Annotated in this window: 13 protein-coding genes and 1 tRNA gene; 5 read left to right on the top strand and 9 right to left on the bottom strand. The window is 68.8% G+C overall.

The genetic code is table 11. The features are described from left to right. Positions 1 to 36: 36 nt before the first annotated feature. The 3 genes from BOSE46_RS06145 to BOSE46_RS06155 are packed head-to-tail and all read right to left on the bottom strand — an operon-like array spanning position 37 to position 3,736. Entirely contained in the window at positions 37 to 1,059 is a 1,023-nt protein-coding gene (locus tag BOSE46_RS06145; protein ID WP_159539404.1) for a hypothetical protein, read from the bottom strand. Then, positions 1,056 to 2,996: an acetoacetate--CoA ligase gene (locus tag BOSE46_RS06150; protein ID WP_159539405.1), complete on the bottom strand. Its 1,941-nt coding sequence runs from the start codon at positions 2,994 to 2,996 to the stop codon at positions 1,056 to 1,058. Before BOSE46_RS06150 ends, BOSE46_RS06145 begins: the two co-directional genes overlap by 4 nt. Then, entirely contained in the window at positions 2,993 to 3,736 is a 744-nt protein-coding gene (locus BOSE46_RS06155) for a hypothetical protein (RefSeq protein ID WP_159539406.1), read from the bottom strand. The genes BOSE46_RS06150 and BOSE46_RS06155 overlap by 4 nt, the downstream gene beginning before the upstream one ends. A gap of 161 nt (positions 3,737 to 3,897) precedes the next feature. Here BOSE46_RS06155 and BOSE46_RS21560 point away from each other — a divergent pair, with 161 nt between their 5' ends. Beyond that, the gene (locus BOSE46_RS21560; RefSeq protein ID WP_256366709.1) at positions 3,898 to 4,026 is read left to right on the top strand and encodes a hypothetical protein; all 129 of its coding nucleotides are present in this window, start codon (positions 3,898 to 3,900) and stop codon (positions 4,024 to 4,026) included. A 44-nt stretch (positions 4,027 to 4,070) separates the two neighbouring features. On the opposite strand, the gene BOSE46_RS06160 is transcribed toward BOSE46_RS21560, so the two are convergent. From BOSE46_RS06160 to BOSE46_RS06170, 3 genes are all read right to left on the bottom strand, one after another. Continuing rightward, positions 4,071 to 4,147, bottom strand: a tRNA-Pro gene (locus BOSE46_RS06160). Between the two features lie 7 nt (positions 4,148 to 4,154). Further along, on the bottom strand, positions 4,155 to 5,060 hold the full coding sequence (locus BOSE46_RS06165; RefSeq protein ID WP_159539407.1) for a metallophosphoesterase: 906 nt from the start codon (positions 5,058 to 5,060) through the stop codon (positions 4,155 to 4,157). A gap of 14 nt (positions 5,061 to 5,074) precedes the next feature. Further along, on the bottom strand, positions 5,075 to 6,493 hold the full coding sequence (locus tag BOSE46_RS06170; protein ID WP_159539408.1) for an FUSC family protein: 1,419 nt from the start codon (positions 6,491 to 6,493) through the stop codon (positions 5,075 to 5,077). A 43-nt stretch (positions 6,494 to 6,536) separates the two neighbouring features. Between BOSE46_RS06170 and BOSE46_RS06175 the strand changes: the two genes are divergently transcribed. Next, positions 6,537 to 6,998, top strand: coding sequence for a GatB/YqeY domain-containing protein (locus tag BOSE46_RS06175; protein ID WP_159539409.1), 462 nt, complete (start codon positions 6,537 to 6,539; stop codon positions 6,996 to 6,998). 2 nt (positions 6,999 to 7,000) lie between these two features. Here BOSE46_RS06175 and BOSE46_RS06180 read toward each other — a convergent pair whose 3' ends face one another. Beyond that, on the bottom strand, positions 7,001 to 9,205 hold the full coding sequence (locus BOSE46_RS06180) for a transglycosylase domain-containing protein (protein WP_159539410.1): 2,205 nt from the start codon (positions 9,203 to 9,205) through the stop codon (positions 7,001 to 7,003). Positions 9,206 to 9,381: 176 nt separating this feature from the next. On the opposite strand from BOSE46_RS06180, the gene BOSE46_RS06185 reads away from it, so the two are divergent. Then, positions 9,382 to 9,639, top strand: coding sequence for a WhiB family transcriptional regulator (locus BOSE46_RS06185; RefSeq protein ID WP_159539411.1), 258 nt, complete (start codon positions 9,382 to 9,384; stop codon positions 9,637 to 9,639). On the opposite strand, the gene BOSE46_RS06190 is transcribed toward BOSE46_RS06185, so the two are convergent. Both BOSE46_RS06190 and BOSE46_RS06195 read right to left on the bottom strand, forming a co-directional pair. Beyond that, entirely contained in the window at positions 9,636 to 10,856 is a 1,221-nt protein-coding gene (locus tag BOSE46_RS06190; RefSeq protein ID WP_159539412.1) for an ArsA-related P-loop ATPase, read from the bottom strand. The two genes, BOSE46_RS06185 and BOSE46_RS06190, sit on opposite strands and share 4 nt — an antisense overlap. After that, a complete protein-coding gene (locus tag BOSE46_RS06195) occupies positions 10,853 to 11,812 on the bottom strand; it encodes an ArsA-related P-loop ATPase (protein ID WP_159539413.1) in 960 nt (319 codons plus the stop codon). The genes BOSE46_RS06190 and BOSE46_RS06195 overlap by 4 nt, the downstream gene beginning before the upstream one ends. A 55-nt stretch (positions 11,813 to 11,867) precedes the next feature. Between BOSE46_RS06195 and BOSE46_RS06200 the strand changes: the two genes are divergently transcribed. Continuing rightward, the gene (locus BOSE46_RS06200) at positions 11,868 to 12,023 is read left to right on the top strand and encodes a DUF4177 domain-containing protein (protein ID WP_157412925.1); all 156 of its coding nucleotides are present in this window, start codon (positions 11,868 to 11,870) and stop codon (positions 12,021 to 12,023) included. Continuing rightward, entirely contained in the window at positions 12,020 to 12,478 is a 459-nt protein-coding gene (locus tag BOSE46_RS06205; protein ID WP_159539414.1) for a RidA family protein, read from the top strand. Before BOSE46_RS06200 ends, BOSE46_RS06205 begins: the two co-directional genes overlap by 4 nt.

Here is a 12,478-nt window from a genome sequence, read left to right on the forward strand (position 1 = left end):
TGGACCACAGTTCCTATGACGCAGGCCGTTCCTCGCTCATACCGCGGTCCGGTTCCGTCGATCCTCGAAACGAGGGCCGCCGCCAAGGACGCTGCCCGGTGCAAGGAGCAAACGGGCATCGCTGGGTCTCACCTGGCACTCGATGGGATAGGCGGCGTTCTCGTCGGCGTATTCGGGAACGTCGTAGTCCCATGCGTTGTCAGGGTCGTTGCCATACCAAAACCAGGAGTCGAGATCCGGCTCGACGCCGCTCTCGAGCAGCTGTGGCAGAACTCGGTCGCACACCGACATCGCGCGATCGGAGAGCTCGCGGGTGACGTCCGTCCTGAGCAGGTCCCTGACGAACCGCATGCCGAACGCGAGCCGCGCATCGAAGGTGAAGATGGTCTCCGCGTCATGCACTTCGCTGCACGACTCGGACCTGATCTTGCCGTCATCCGTCTCCACGGCGCACCCGCGCCGTTCCGATGGGAAGTGCTGTCCGAGGTACCTGGTGAACACCGCTCTGAGGTTGTAGGACGAGACCGGACTGGCGGTCGAGGGCCCCACGCCAGGCTCGGGATCTGCGAACTCTGCAAAACAGACCACATCGTGGTGACCCTTGGCCCACTCAGGCCCCGGCGTGAGGGTGTGCCGGTAGGTGATGCCGTACGTGGCGGGCACGGCGCCGATCTCGGCCAGGCGTCCGCTGATGTCAGCCTCGAGGCCCAGCGCCCGCCAGAGGTGACTTCTGCAGGTGGCTTCGGCCCAACGCGCGAAGCTCCCCGAATCGCGGTCACGCGGGTCAATGAGTCGATCGCGCAGCTGTGCCGGAGGCCCGACCAGGAATCGTGCGGGAATCGGACCGATGCCGGTCACCTCGTAGAGATGCGGCCTGGTGCACTTCACCCTCGACGCGAAGTTGGGGCCTGCCGGGTCGAGCTTCGGCGCGGAGGTCGCGATGCAATCGCCCGTCTTGGGAGCGGATACTCCCGCCGCGGCCGGCTTGGCATCCGACCCGCCGCTGCACGCGGTGAGTGCGGCGAGGGCCGTGAGGGTGACCAGAGTCTGCCGGATCACAATGACTCGCGGATGTCGATGAAGGCGTCGAGGGAGTCGGGGTTGGTCAGCGCCCCCTTGGCCGCGGCGTCCTCGATCGACGCGCCTTGGAGAATCTTCTTGACCGGCACCTCGAGCTTCTTGCCCGACAGCGTGCGGGGCAGCATGGCGACCTGATGGACCGCGTCGGGCACGTGACGGGGCGAGAGTTGCGTACGCAGGGCGAGCGCGATGCGTTGGTGGAGGGCTTTGTCGAGGACGAGTCCGTCGGCCAGCACCACGAAGAGCAGCAGCTGCCCGGCTCCGCCCTCGTCGTCCTCGAGGTGCACCACGAGACTGTCGGCGACCTCGGGCAACGCCTCGACGACGGTGTAGAACTCGGCGGTCCCGAGGCGTACGCCACCGCGGTTGAGCGTCGCGTCGCTGCGGCCCGTGATGGTGCAGGTGCCGCGCTCGGTGATCGTGATCCAGTCGCCGTGACGCCACACGCCGGGGATGTCCTCGAAGTAGGCCGCCCGGTAGCGCGACCCGTCGGCGTCGCCCCAGAAGCCGACCGGCATCGAGGGCATCGGCAGCGTGATGACGAGCTCGCCGAGCGAGCCGATCACGGGCCGGCGGTCCTCGTCGTACGCCTCGACGGCGCAGCCGAGCAGGCGGCACGAGATCTCGCCGGCGTAGACCGGGACGATCGGGGAGGCGCCGACGAAGCCGGAGCACACGTCGGTGCCGCCCGAGATGGAGTTGAGCTGGACCGTGGGGCTGACCGCCTCGTAGACCCACCTGAACCCCTCAGCCGGCAGCGGCGCGCCCGTCGAACCGACGCCCCGCAGCCGTGACAGATCGGCGACGTCGTGCGGGACGAGACCTTCCTTGCGGCACTGCAGCAGATAAGGCGCGCTGGTGCCGAAGTAGGTGACCTCGAGGCGCTCGGCGAGCTGCCACAGCATCGCCAGGTCGGGGTGTGCCGGGTCGCCGTCGAACATGACGACCGTCGACCCGACGGCGAGGCCCGAGACCAACAGGTTCCACATCATCCAGCCGGTCGTGGAGAACCAGAAGAACCGGTCGTCCGGGCCCAGGTCGTGGTGCAGGGCCAGCGCCTTGAGGTGCTCGATCGTGATACCGCCGTGGCCGTGCACGATCGGCTTGGGCAGTCCGGTCGTGCCCGAGGAGAACAGCACGTAGAGCGGCGAGGCGAACGGCAGGCGTACGAACTCCAGCGGCGCGGCTTCGGCGGTGAGCTCGGCCCACGTGATGGCGCCGTCCGGAGCGGGTGCCGCCGGATCGAGGTAGGGCAGCCACACGAGCGTGCGGACGCTGGGCAGGCTCTCCGTGATCGCCGCGACCTCGGCGCGCCGATCGACGCCCTTGGTGCCATAGCGGTAGCCGTCGACCGCCAGGACGACCGTCGGCTCGATCTGCTGCCACCGGTCGACGACGCTCTGCGTGCCGAACTCCGGGGCACACGACGAGAACACCGCGCCGAGGCTCGCCGCCGCGAGCAGCAGGACGAGGGTCTCCGGGATGTTGGGTGCGTAGGCGGCGACCCGGTCGCCGGGTGCGACTCCCGCCCGGACCAGCCCGGCGCGGGCGCGAGCGACCTGGTCGCGCAGCTCGCGAGCTGTCAGACGTACGTCGTCGCGGCTCTGCGACGCGGCGACCACGACGACGTCGTCGTCGGCGCGGCCCGGCATGCGCAACATGACCTCGGCATAGTTGAGGCGTACGTCCGGGAACCACACCGCGCCGGGCATCGACGCATCAGCCAGTGCGGCCGTCGGGTCACCGTCGGACGGGATGTCGAACTCCTGCCACACGGCGCGCCAGAAGTCGTCGGGCTGCTCGACCGACCAGGCCCACAGCTCGTCGTAGTCGGCGAACGTGCGGTCGAGCCCCCGCATGAACTGCTCGAGCCGCGAGCTGCCATCGAGTGGCGGACTCCAGAGGATGTCGGTCACTCGGGAATTGTAGGGCTGCTCTCGGCGACGCTGATGAGCCAATGTGAGACCAGGTAGGTCACGACACCGAGCGCCGGGACGAGCACGAGTGCCCGGTTGTCGTCTGCCATCTCGAGGAAAACGCCCAGGATCGCGACGATCGTGAGCACGACACCGAGGAAGCTGATGAGTCCCGCGCGGGCCGTGCCGAACGCCGTCAGGAGCAGGTCGCCGATGATGATCGCGATGAACGTGACGACGACGAACGTCAGGGAGCCCCACTGCTTGCCACCCGAGGCCACGCCGCGGACGTCGTTGAAGATCTCGAGCGCGATGAGGCCCATGCCGACCGACACGAGCCCGACCACGAGTCCGGTGATGGCCGAGGCCAGACGCGGGTCGATGTGCGGGATGCGCCAGGCGATCACTGCGCGGAAACGGTCAGAGAGGAACTCGCCCGTCGTACGAGCCGCTGAGCCCACGGCACCGGCGGCGCTCGAGACGGCACCCGCGCCGCGCGAACCCAGGGCCTTGCCGGCCGCGCCGACCTTGACGCCCGGACGGGTCCTGTTCGGGCCGGCCGACCTCGCGGTGGGCCGCGTGGCGACCTTGGCCTGCGGCTTGGTGCGCGTCGTGGAGACCGGCCTGCCGTAGCGAACGGTCTCGGCGGGCGGCGGTGACGACGGGCGGACGACGGTCTTCTTGACGACCCGCTTGACCACCTTCTTCGCGGGTGGCGGGGGAGTCTGGTCGTCGGCCATGTCCCGAGTGTTTCACAGCGAGTGTCGCCTCCACGCCGGTCGAACGTTGCGATCAGATTGAGTTCTGCTCACGAGTGTCCACGTGTAGGAAAGCGGGCTGCCCCGTTCGTCGTACTGACAGACGCCGCTTCTGGAGGCGGCACACGACGAGAGGCATCCCCATGTACGCATTCCTGAAGACCCTGACCAACGCGATCCTGAAGGCGACGGGTTGGGGCCCGGTGACATCCGAGCCGCACGAGCACCAGGGCGGATCGGTGCCGGTGATGACGTTCAGCCCGCGGTTCTGACCGGAGAAGCGAAATGGCCGGCCCCAAGGGGCCGGCCATTCACATGGTCGGGCTGACAGGATTTGAACCTGCGGCCTCGTCGTCCCGAACGACGCGCGCTACCAAGCTGCGCCACAGCCCGAATGTCCCTAGCTGCGGGACCCGGAAGAGTCTATCCCAGTCAGGGTGAGCAGCGTCGCCTCGGGGCGGCAGGCAAAACGTACGGGCGTGTACGGCGAGGTGCCGAGGCCCGCTGACACGTGCAACCACGAGGGATCATGACCGTCGACCTGGTGCGTGTGAAGGCCGCGAGCCCTGCTCCGGTCGAGGTCGCAGTTGGTGACGAGCGCTCCGTAGAACGGCACTCGGAGCTGGCCGCCGTGCGTGTGACCGGCCATGATCAACGGATAGCCGAGCGAGTTCCACCGGTCCAGCACCCGCAGGTAGGGCGCATGTGCCACGCCGATCGCGAGGTCGGCCGATGCGTCAGCCGGTACGTCGTCGAGCACGTCGTAGTTGAGGTGTGGGTCGTCGACGCCCACGAACGAGAGCCGGCGACCTCCCGCCACGAACGAGGCGTGCCGGTTGGTCAGGTCGACCCACCCGCGCTGCTCGAAGGCGTGCCGCAGCTGGTCGAACGGCAGGTCACGCTTGCGCTTCCAGTCGCCGCCGGTGCCGCCGCGGAGGTAGTTGACCGGGTTCTTGCGGATGGGGGAGAAGTAGTCGTTCGACCCGAAGACGAATGCTCCAGGCAGGTCGAGGAGGTCGCCGTACGCCCGCAGCACCGAGGGCACTGCGTCGAGGTGGGCGAGGTTGTCACCGGTGTTGATGACGAGGTCCGGCTGCAGGTCGGCCAGCCCGCGCAGCCACTCCTGCTTGATGCGCTGGCTCGGCGTCATGTGGGCGTCGGAGAGGTGCAGCACGCGCAACGGCTCGGAGCCGGGCGCCAGCAGGGGCACCGTGACCTTGCGCAACGTGAAGGCGCGGACCTCATAGATCGACGCGTACGCCAGCCCGGCCGCGGCAGCCGCGATCGGCCAGAGCAAGGGACGCACGGCTCCAGTCTCCCTTACGGCTGGGCACTCGCCTCACGGAGTAGCGACGCGATGTCCATGAGGTCGGCGGTGAGTCCGGTGACGTGGTCGGAGTCCCGCAGCGCGCGACGTACGTTGCCGAGTTCGCGAGCCGCCTGGCCGAGCGGCACGCGGGGTGCATCGGCATCGAGGTCCGCCGCCGCGTCGGCGACCGCGAGAGCCGCGTCGAGGGCATGGGCCGGAGTCGCGCTGCCGCGGAGCACACGCCGGTGCATCTGCCAGCTCGGCCGGATGACTTCGATCTCGTGCTGCGACGCTCTGAGCGCGGCGTTGTCCGGCTCCTGCCCGGCGAGGCGGGCCGACAGTACGTCCTGCACGGCCGCGAGCACTCCGGCCGTACGGAGACGGGCCACGTCGCGGGTGCGGACGGGCAGCAGGAACCAGGAGACCAGGACCGCGAGGGCGCCGCCGACCACGATGGCGAGGAGCCGGTGGACCAGCTGGTCGTCCTGCCCCGTCCCGTAGTAGCCGTACAGCAGCGCCAGCACGGCAGTGATGCATCCGGCCCAATAGGCATACCCGCGGGGGCGCAGCCACGTGCCGATGGCGAGCACGATGAAGATCGTCACGACCGTCGCGTGCGAGGCCGGAGTGACCCGGCCGGCGATCAGTGATGCCACGGTCGTGCCGACCAGAGCGCCGAGGACGCGCAGCAGGCTCTTGGACAGGACGTCGCCGCGGCCGCGATTGCCGCTGCACACCACGTACGCCGTGATGACGACCCACGGCCAGTGCTCGTCGAACACCAGATGACCGACGAGGAGCGCGAGCCCGAGTGCGACCAGCATCTGGATCGCCATCCGGGCGCTCGCGTCCAGCAAGCGGCCGGAACGCCGCGGCGTCGGAGCAGGCGTCGAGGGCGGGCCCGAGAGCAGCCCGAGCCGGTGGGCGACGGTCGTCGTGGCGACTACCCAGACGTACGCGACGACGGCGATCACGGGGGTCCACCAGGCGTCGTGCTCGGCAGGTGCGGCGACCGCGGGGGTGGCCAGCACGGCCACGAACGGCAGCGCCATGAGCGTGCCGAGCCGGCTCGCCGTGGGGCCGAGTCGGCGCAGCAGGATCGGGGCACTCAGCCCGACGGCCAACAGGACGCCGCCCAGCACGTCGTGGTGGAACAGGATCTCCGCGACGTACCGGGCGATGATCGCGACGACGACGAGCGTTGCCAGGCGCAACCCGCGAGCTCGCCACGAGCCGGGTCCCTCCAGTCGGCCCAGGGTCATCGCGAGGACGACGGAGAGAATCACGAGCGTCGTGCTGAAGTGCGTGACCTCCCGCAGGGCCAATGTCGTGCCGAAGGCCCCGAGCACGGCCGACATCGTGACGATCGTGCCCACGAGGTCGGCAGAGGGACGCCGCCGGCCCGTGGCGACGGGTCCCGGGTCGCTCATGGCCGCGACGCTACCCGGCCCCGGTCCTGCGACAATGTGACGTATGTCAGGACTCAAGGACCAGCTTCACGACGACCTCACCGCCTCGATGAAGGCCCGCGACGCGCTCCGCACGTCGACCCTGCGGATGGTGCTGACCGCCATCACCAACGCCGAGGTCGCCGGCAAGGAGGTCCGCGAGCTCAGCGACGAGGACGTCATCACGGTCCTGGGTTCCGAGGCCAAGAAGCGCCGCGAGGCCGCCGAGGCGTTCGCCGAGGGCAACCGTCTCGAGCTCGCCGAGAAGGAGCGGGCCGAGGCGGCGATCCTCGCCGAGTACCTCCCCGCTCAGCTCTCCGCTGAGGAGATCAGCGTCATCGTCACGGCCGCGGTCGAGTCGACCGGCTCGGCCGGCGAGGGCATGAAGGCGATGGGCAAGGTCATGGGCGTCGTCTCACCCCAGGTCAAGGGCAAGGCCGACGGCGGTGCCGTTGCCGCGGAGGTCAAGCGCCAGCTGGGCGCCTGAGCTCAGCGGCCCCCGCCGCCACCGGTGTCGTCGCCGCCACGTCCACCGCGGCCGTTGCCGTCCCGCGTGGTGTCGTCGGTGGTCGACGGCTTCTTCTTCTTTTCCTTCTTGGGCGGCGCGGGCTTGGTCTTGGGCGGCTTGTCGAAGTTCTCTGACGGCAGGAAGCCCTGGATGACGTGCATCGCCTTGGCCCACATGGGACCGGCCAACGAGCTGCCGCCGACCGTGTGGAAGTCGAGGAAGCGGTTGTTGATGGTCACGCCGGCGAGCGACTTGGGGCTGCCGTTCTTCTTGACGCCGGCGATCATTGCCATCGCGGCGAGCTTCGGTGTGTAGCCGGCGTACCAGACCGACTGATTGTCCTGGGCGGTTCCGGTCTTCGCAGCTGACGGAATGTTGAGCCCGGTGCCACCGAGGTCGTAGCCGAAGCCGCCGGGCTCCTGCACGCCGCGCAGGATGTCGTTGATCTGGGCCGCGTCGTCCTTCGACATGACCCGCTCGCAGTTGGGGCGGTACTTCGCGATGGTCTTGCCGGTGGAGTCGACGATCGAGCTGATCGGCCGCGGCTTGCAGTACATGCCGCCGGAGGCCGGCACAGCGTACGCCGCGGCCATGTCGAGCGGGCTGACATTGGTGACTCCGAGGGTGAACGGGCCGACCTGGTTCTGATCTGGCACCTTGATCCCCATTGCCTCGGCCGCGCGCACCGTGTTGCAGAGGCCGGCCTTCTTCTCGAGCTGGGCAAAGTAGGTGTTCACGGACTCGCGGGTGCCGGTGTACATGTTCTTGGTGCCGCTCGACGTTGAGTTGTTGACCGGCCAGGGGCTGGTGCCGCCGCCGTTGCACGCGAAATAACTACCCGCCGGCATCGTCATCTTGGGCGGTGACTTGAACGTCTGGCCCACGTCAATGCCCTGCTTGAGCGCGGCGGCGACGGTGAACATCTTGAACGTCGAGCCTGCGGGGAAGCCGCCGGAGTCGCCGTAGGCACGGGGCACGGTGAAGTCGATGAACGACTGGCCCTTCTTCCTGTCGCGGCCCATGGGCTTGGACTGCGCGAGCCCCTTGACCTTGCCGGTGCCGGGCTCGAGCAGGGCCATGGCGCCGATCGCCTTGTCCTTGGGCGCGACGGTTGTGGAGACGGCCTTGTTGATGGCCTTCTGCATGCGGACGTCGATGTTGGACTTGATCGTGAGACCGCCGCGCTCGAGCGCGCGCTGACGCTCCTCGACCGTCGCGCCGAGCGCCGTCGTCTTGAGCAGGTAGCGGCGTACGTAGTCGCAGGAGAACTCGGCGACGGTCGAGACGCAGCCGTTGGGGAACTTGGTGATCTTGAGGCCGAGCGGCGCCGCCTGGTAGCGCTTGGCGTCGGCCTCGGAGATCTTGCCGAGCCGGGCCATCACGGCGAGGACCGTGTTGCGACGAGCCAGTGCCTTCTCGGGATAGATGCGGGGGTCGAACTCGACGGGGTTCTTGACCAGGCCGGCGAGCGTCGCGGCCTGGCGCACGTTGAGCTTCGCAGGGCTGCGGGAGAAGTAGTGGTAGGAGGCGGCGCTGATGCCGTACGCGCTGTCGCCGAAGTAGGCGAGGTTGAGGTAGCGCTCGAGGATCTCCTTCTTGGTGTGCGTCTCCTCGTACTGGATCGCGAGCTTGAGCTCACGGATCTTGCGGGCCGTCGACTTCTTGATGGCCGCCATGCGCTGCTTCTTGGTCGTGGCCTGCGAGACGAGCGTCAGCTTGACGAGCTGCTGCGTGATCGAGGAGCCACCCTGCGTCGCACCCTCCGACGCGTTGTTGACGAGCGCGCGCAGCGTGCCCTTGAGGTCGAGCGCGCCGTGCTCGTAGAAGCGGGCGTCCTCGATCGAGAGGATCGCCTCCTGCATGAGCGGCGAGATCTTGGCGAGCGGGATGTCCTGGCGGTTCTCCTCGTAGAAGTACGCGATGAGGTCGCCGTTGGACGCGAGCAGGCGGGTCGTCTGCGCGCTGGCCTGGTCGTCGAGCGTCAGGGGCAGGTCGACGATGTCGTTGCTGACGTCATTGGCCGTCGACGCGAACAGCGCGGTGCCGGGGATGAAGATCGCCGCGAGCAGGATGCCGGCCACTGCGGACAGCAGCGCCATCGTGCCGACGATCGAGAGCGGTCCGTCGTGATGCTTTTCGCGTTGCGCGGTCTGGCGCAGCGAGGCGCGGAGCTCATCCCAAGACATAGGAGTCAGGTTACGTGACGTTGCTAAGCGAGTCCCAGTGGCGACAACGTGTCTAGTCCATCGTGACTACAGAAAGATGGTCACATTCGCTCTGACGCTTCCTCGCGGGAATTCTTAGATTGATCTCAACAACCAACTTCGGTCCACAGGGGATCGGTCTCGGGGAGGTCTGGATCATGTGGAACGAAAACTGGGCGGCTGAAGCCGCTTGTCGCGGGAACTCGGATGCACTGTTCGTCAAGGGTGCCGAGCAGAACCGCGCGAAGCAGGTCTGCGGAACGTGTCACGTACGAGCGGAGTGCCTGGCCGAAGCGCTGGACAACCGCATCGAGTGGGGCGTCTGGGGCGGTATGACCGAGCGTGAGCGCCGTGCGCTCCTGCGTCGCCGGCCCAACGTCACGGCCTGGCGCAGCATTCTCTCCGTCGCCGTCTAGGCCACGGGCGGGGTCGATCCGGCCAGCAGCTCACCGATCTCGCGCAACCCGTCGAGGTCGTGCACGTCACCCGCGAGCGCCGCGACCGATGCGGTGGGCACCCCGGGGTGCGCCGCGCTGAAGCTGCGCTTCAACCGTGACTCACGCGCGGCGACGCGCATGCGCTCGGCGTGGATCGCCAGCAGGTCGGCGGTCATCTTGTCGGTCGCACTGCCCTGCTCGAGCTTGCGGCCCGCCGACTCGGCGTCCGCGCTGGAGATGCCGTCCGCCCCGTTGAGGTGCACGCGGTTGACGACCAGGCCGGCCAGCGGCATCTCCTCGCCGGCGAGCCGCTCGACGAAGTAGGACGCCTCGCGCATCGCCGCGGGCTCGGGTGCGGCGACGACGATGAACGCGGTCTCGTGGGCCTGCAGCAACGCGTACGTCTTCTCGGCGCGCTGCCGGAAGCCGCCGAAGAGGGTGTCGAACGCGGCGACGAAGGTCTGCATGTCGGTCAGCACCTGCGCGCCGAGGACCTTGTTGAGGGCGCTCGTGACGATGCCGAAGCCCGCGCTGAGCAGCCGGGCCGGACCCTTGGCGGGCGCCAGCAGCAGCTTGATGAATCTGCCGTCGAGCATCGACGCGAGCCGGTCGGGCGCATCGAGGAAGTCGAGCGCCGACCGTGACGGCGGCGTGTCGACGACGATGAGGTCCCATCGCCGTTCCTCGTCGACCGCCTCGGCATGCAGCTGTCCGAGCTTTTCCATGGCCATGTACTCCTGCGTGCCCGCGAACGAGCTCGACAGCGCGACATAGAAGGGGTTGGCCAGGATCTGCTGCGCCTTCTCGGGTGTCGCATGCGCCTCGACGACCTCGTCGAACGTGCGCTTCATGTCGAGCATCATCGCGTCGAGCGTGCCGCCGTCGGCGCCGACGTCCTTGACCGGGCGCGGGGTGTTGTCGAGCTCGGTCAGCCCCATGGCCTGGGCCAGGCGCCGGGCCGGGTCGATCGTCAGCACGCAGACCTTGCGGCCCTGCTCGGCAGCCCGGAGGGCGAGAGCAGCCGCGGTCGTGGTCTTGCCGACCCCGCCGGACCCGCAGCACACGATGATCTGGGTCGTCCGGTCCGCGAGCAGCGCGTCGACATCCAGGCCGCCGGCGGCCGGACCTCCGGGTGCGCCTCGTGGCGACGTGCGGCCCTTGCGGGTCGACGGCGAGGTCTGGGGGCGGCCGGTCATACGAGCCCCCGCAGCTTGTCGGCGAGGTCGAACAGGGAGCCGAGGTCGATGCCGTCGGTCAGCGCGGGCAGCTCGACGAGCGGCTGGCCGCACCCCTCGAGGATCTCGCGCTGGCCGTCCTGCAGCCGCTGGCGCTCGAGATGCGCCTCGCCTCCGGCGATCAACGCCGGTGCCGCGGCCGGCTCGAGCGACGCCTTGGCGAGCGACTGCACGACCTTGCTCGTGGTCAGCTTGCCGGCCTCGAGAGCTTCTCGGGTGCCGACCGACAGCAACGGCGGGCGTACGAGGTTGAGGATGACGCTGCCGACCGGGAGCCGCTCGGACTGCAGCTCGGCGATGCCGTCAATCGTCTCCTGCACCGGCATCTCCTCCAGCACCGTCACGAGGTGCACGTGGGTGTCGTCCGACCGCATCATCTGCATGATCGAGTCGGCCTGGCGGCGGATCGGGCCGACCTTGGCCAGGCCCGCGACCTCCGCGTTGACGTTGAGGAATCGCGTGATGCGACCCGTCGGCGGGGCATCCATGATGACCGCGTCGTAGGCGAAGCCGCTGCCGTTGCGCCGCCGAGCAGCCTCGTAGACCTTGCCGGTCAGCAGCACGTCGCGTACGCCAGGAGCGATCGTCGTGGCGAAGTCGATGATGCCGAACCGGTCGAGCGCCTTGCCGGCGCGGCCGAGCCGGTAGTACATCGCGAGGTACTCCAGCAGCGCCGACTCGGGGTCGATCGCCAGGGCGTACACCTCACCGCCGCCGAGGCCGACCGCGATCTTGCGCTCCTCGTAGGGCAGCGGCGGCACGTCGAAGAGCTGCGCGATGCCCTGCCGACCCTCGACCTCGCACAGCAGGACGCGCTTGCCCTTGACGGCCAGTGACATCGCCAGAGCCGCGGCCACCGTCGTCTTGCCGGTGCCGCCCTTGCCGGTGACGACATGGAGCTGGGTCGAGAGGGCCACGCGACGAGCCTACTTCTCCGGGCGAGATCCGCAGGCCGACCGTTACAGTCGTGCCATGACGAAATGGGAGTACCTCACCGCCCCTGTCCTGGTGCACGCCACCAAGCAGATCCTCGACAACTTCGGCCAGGACGGCTGGGAGCTCGTGCAGATCGTGCCCGGAATGAACCCGGAGAACCTCGTCGCCTACTTCAAGCGGCCGATCGCATGAGCAGCGTTGACGATCGGCTTGCGGAGATCGGGCTGACGGTTCCGCCGGTGCCCGCGCCTGTCGCGGTCTATGTCCCCGCGGTGCGCACCGGCTCGTACGTCTACACGTCGGGCCAGCTCCCGCTCAAGGACGGCCAGCTCCTCCTGACCGGCAAGGTCGGCGGCGAGGTCTCGGCCGAGGAGGCGTACGACTGCGCCCGTCAGTGCGCGCTCAACGCGATCGCCGCGGTGAAGTCGCAGGTCGAGCTCGACTCCGTCGTCCGCGTCGTCAAGGCGACGGTGTTCGTTGCGAGCACTCCCGACTTCACCGGCCAGCCCGGTGTGGCCAATGGTGCCAGCGAGCTGTTCGGCGCGGCCTTCGGTGATGCCGGGACGCACGCCCGCAGCGCCGTCGGCGTACCCGTTCTCCCGCTTGACTCGCCCGTCGAGGTCGAGCTGATCGTCGAGGTCGGCTGA

It is taken from the genome of Aeromicrobium sp. 9AM, assembly GCF_902506105.1.
Classification (GTDB): Bacteria; Actinomycetota; Actinomycetes; order Propionibacteriales; family Nocardioidaceae; genus Aeromicrobium.